Source organism: Streptomyces sp. AcH 505 (assembly GCF_000818175.1).
Lineage (GTDB): Bacteria > Actinomycetota > Actinomycetes > Streptomycetales > Streptomycetaceae > Streptomyces.
Genome location: NZ_JTIY01000001.1, coordinates 3,364,430 through 3,368,313, shown reverse-complemented (window position 1 = coordinate 3,368,313; position 3,884 = coordinate 3,364,430). Strand labels below are relative to the sequence as shown.

The 3,884-nt window shown below is 72.9% G+C and carries 3 protein-coding genes; 1 reads left to right on the top strand and 2 read right to left on the bottom strand.

Going from position 1 to position 3,884, the window contains the following annotated elements:
• Both HY68_RS15335 and HY68_RS15330 read right to left on the bottom strand, forming a co-directional pair.
• Window positions 1-1,063, bottom strand: a 1,063-nt coding sequence (locus HY68_RS15335) for a serine/threonine-protein kinase (RefSeq protein ID WP_063779647.1), incomplete at its 3' end; no start/stop codon positions are given.
• A gap of 147 nt (window positions 1,064-1,210) precedes the next feature.
• Window positions 1,211-2,863, bottom strand: a complete 1,653-nt coding sequence (locus tag HY68_RS15330; protein ID WP_041989101.1) for a serine/threonine-protein kinase — start codon at window positions 2,861-2,863, stop codon at window positions 1,211-1,213.
• Window positions 2,864-3,253: 390 nt separating this feature from the next.
• Here HY68_RS15330 and HY68_RS15325 point away from each other — a divergent pair.
• The coding region (locus HY68_RS15325) for an FHA domain-containing protein (RefSeq protein WP_041989099.1) at window positions 3,254-3,884 on the top strand (631 nt) is incomplete at its 3' end.

Below are 3,884 nucleotides of genomic sequence, written 5' to 3'. Positions count from 1 at the left end.
GCTGGCTGCTGCTGCGCGGCGCGCGGGCCGTACCGCGCGCGCCGCCCGCCAGCTCGTCGGGGCCCGGCACGCGCATGCTCGTGTGGGTGTCCCGGTTGGAGTCGGGAGAGGCGCCGGGGACCAGCGGTACGGCGCCCCTGCGGCGCGGTTCGCCGGTCTCTGCGGTACCGGGATGCGGCTCCTCGTGCGGCTGCTCGGTGGGTTCGGCGTCGGGCTCGTCCACGTCCAGCGGCGGGATGCCGGTGAGCAGCGGCTGCAGTTCGCGCAGCCGGGCGCCGAGTTCCGAGGCGCGCAGCCGGGATGCGGGGGCCTTGGCCAGGCACTGGACGAGGAGCTGCCACAGCTCCTCGGGGATGCCGGGCAGCGGGACGACGGACTCCGTCACATGGCGGCGCAGGACGGCGCCGGGGTGGCCGCCGCCGAAGGGCGTGAATCCGGCGAGGAGTTCGTACAGGACGGTGGCCAGGGCGTAGATGTCGACGGCGGCGCGCGGCGGCAGGCCCTCGACGATCTCGGGCGCCAGATAGTCGGGGGTGCCGATGATCCGGGACGCTTTGGTGCGCCGGGGGGTGTCGATGAGCTTGGCGACACCGAAGTCGGTGAGCAGCGCGGGGTGTGCGCCGCCGGGGCCCAGCGGGCCTTCCATGTCGAGCAGGATGTTCTCCGGCTTGACGTCGCGGTGGACGATCCCGGCAGCGTGGGCGGCGGCGAGGCCGTCGGCGACGTCGGCGACGATCGCGACCGCCGCCTCGGGCGCCAGCCTGCGCTCCCGGTCGAGACGGGTGCGCAGGTCGGTGCCGCGTACGAGCTCCATGACGAGCGCGAGGTCGTTGCCGTCCACGACGAGATCGCGTACGGCGACCACCCGGGGGTGGTCGAGGCCCAGCAGGGCGGTGCGCTCCTGGACGAAGCGGCCGACCAGCTCCTGGTCGGACGCGAGGTCCTCGCGCAACAGCTTGATGGCGACGGCGCCCTCGGGCCCCTCGCCCAGCCACACCGTGCCGGCGCTGCCGCGTCCCAGAATCTGGTGTGCGGTGTACCGGCTGCCGATATTCCGTGCCAAGACTGCTCCCTCAGCGGCTGGCTTTGCCATCAAAGTACGCGTGTATCGGGGTGTTCCGTGCCCACGACGGCGCCAACCTTCACTTCTACGGGCGAATTGCCCCCGCAGAAGTCGACATAGCTACAGCGTCAGTGCATGGCCGGGACGTCAGTTCGTCCCGCTCGCACTGCCGAGGTCGGAGATCCAGCCCGACACCTTGGAGATGCCGTCGCCGATCGCCTGCCAGTAGCCCTCGCCCTGGTCGACCCAGTCCTGGAGGGGGGTCAGTTCCCAGACGAGCCAGCCGGCGACCACGATCAGCACGATCACGACCAGACAGCCCTTGAGGCAGCCGAGACCGGGGATCCGCATCGGGTTTGCGCTGCGCTGCCGGGGCTCGCGCGGCGGGCGGGGGGCCGGCTGCTGGGGCCGTTGCTGCTGCTGCGGCGCGTACTGCTGTTGCTGCGGGGGCGGCGCGTACCGCTGCTGCTGGGGCTGCGCCTGCGGCGCGTACTGCTGCTGCGGCGGGTACTGCTGCCGCTGCGGCGGTCGCTGCTGCTGGCCCCTGCCGCCCTGGCCCTGGCCCTGGCCTTGGTAGCCCTGGCCCTGGCCGCCCTGCGGCGGCTGCTGGCGGTGCGGGCGGTGGCGCAGCGGGTCCTGGCTCGGGTCGAGGTACTGGACCTGCGTCTGCTCGTTGCGGTCGCGTGCCGCCTGGAGCTGGCTCTGCCAGGGGTGCGGGCCCTCGGGCTCCGCGGGCACCGGGGGCATCCCCGGCGGGTTTCCGGGCGGTGCGCCGGCCCCGGTGGACGGCATGACGCTCGTCGCGCCGTTGGGGTCGTACGAACCGGCGTTGCTCGGCAGGACCTGCGTCGGGTCGGCGGCGCCCGGCATCTCGGGCACCGTCGCGGGTGACGGGTCGGGGGCGAGCAGCGCGGCCACGCCGAGGGCGGCGTCGATCTGGGCCGGGGTGGAGTGCACCCCGATGCCGGAGGCGACGGTGCGCAGGGCCGTGGCGAGGTTGGTGGCGCTGGGCCGCTGGTCGGGGTCCTTGCGCAGGCAGCGCTCGATGACGGTCCACAGCGGTTCGGGCACGGTGCTGGGGCGGCGCGGCTCCTCGCTGAGATGGCGGTGGAGCACTTCGAGCGCGGTCGCGCCGGAGAACGGCGGGCGTCCGGTGACCAGTTCGTAGAGCAGGATGCCGGCGCCGTAGATGTCGACGGCCGAGGTCTGCGGCCGGCCTTCGGCCGATTCCGGTGCGACGTAGGCGGGCGTGCCGACGAATTCGTGGGTCCGGGTCAGCCCCGGGGAGTCGGCGAGGCGCGCGATGCCGAAGTCGGTCAGCATCGGGTGCATCTGCTCGCCGTCTATTTTGAGCAGCACGTTGGCCGGTTTCAGGTCCCGGTGCACGACGCCCTGCGCGTGGCTGGCGCCGAGCGCGTCGGCGATCTGCGCGGTGAGCAGCGATGCGGCGACCGGGCTGAAGGGGCCGTTGTCCCTGAGGTAGCGGTGCAGGTCGGGGCCGTCGACGAGGTCCATGACCAGGGCGAGCAGATCGCCCTCCACGACCAGGTCGCGGGTGCGCACGATGTTGGGGTGGGTGAGTCGCAGCAGGACGGAGCGCTCGCGCAGGAACCGCATCACCACGTCCGCGTCGTTCGCCAGCTCCTCCTTGAGGACCTTGATCGCGACGGTCTCGCCGGGCTGGCCCGCGACGGCCGCCTCGGCGCCCGCGGTCTCCCGCTGGCTGGCCCGCCAGACGGTGCCCGTGGCGCCGCGTCCCAGCGGTTCCTCGAGCAGGTACTTGCTGCCTACCGGCCGCACGTCATGCGCTCCCTGCTGATCGTGATCGCTCCATGGTCCCCGTCGTCCAGGGTGTCCGGCCCACTTTAGTGCCGCCGAACGTGTCGTTCGTAGGTCGGAAAGACGCCGAGGCCGCCCGGATGGTTGCCGAACGGCCGTTCCCAGGGTGACAGGGATGATCCCAAGCAGGCACTTTTGCACCCACAGCCGACCAATCAAGATCACTTAATTGTGGCCCCCGGGCGTGTTGTCAGTGGCAGGTGCGAGGATGCCCCCAGCACGTGACGGGTGGAGTTGGGGATCACACCGGACGTGCCGACCTGTACCGGACGACGCGTCCGTGCGTGGTGGGGGGAATCACAGGGCAGTTCCCCTGCCGCGCACCCCGCGCAGAAGGGACCGCTGACGGCGATGCAGATCCGGCTGACCGTCCTCGCGCCGCGCAGCGGCCACGCTGTCGGGCAGGTGTGTGACGTGCTCGTCACCGCCCCCGCAGGTACGGCGCTCGCCGCCGTCGCGTCCGCTCTCGCCACCGCGGTCTCGGGTCCTGACGCATCAAATTCGGTCATTCTCTACGCGGGCCGTGAGCGGCTCGACGGGCAGCGCTGCGCCCTGGGTGAGCCGCCGCTGATCGACGGGGCCGTGCTGTCGCTCCAGGTCCCCGGTGACGACGACATCCCCACGGAGTCCGCGCCCGCCCAGCTCCATGTGGTGGCGGGGCCCGACGCGGGCGGTGTCCATCTGCTGCACGGCGGGCAGATCCGGATCGGCCGCTCGGCCGACGCCGACGTCCCGCTGGACGACCCGGACGTCTCGCGGCTGCACTGCGCGGTGACGGTCGCCGACGACGGCACGATCTCGGTCGCCGACCTCGGCTCCACGAACGGCACGGCGCTGGACGGCGTCGAGGTGGGCCGGCTTCCCGTCCCGCTGCCGCCCGGCGCGCTGCTGCGGCTCGGCGAGTCCGCGCTGCGGCTCACCAGGGGCGAGCGCGCGGTCGCGCTGCCGACCGCCCCGGACGGCGAGGGACATCTGCGCGTCG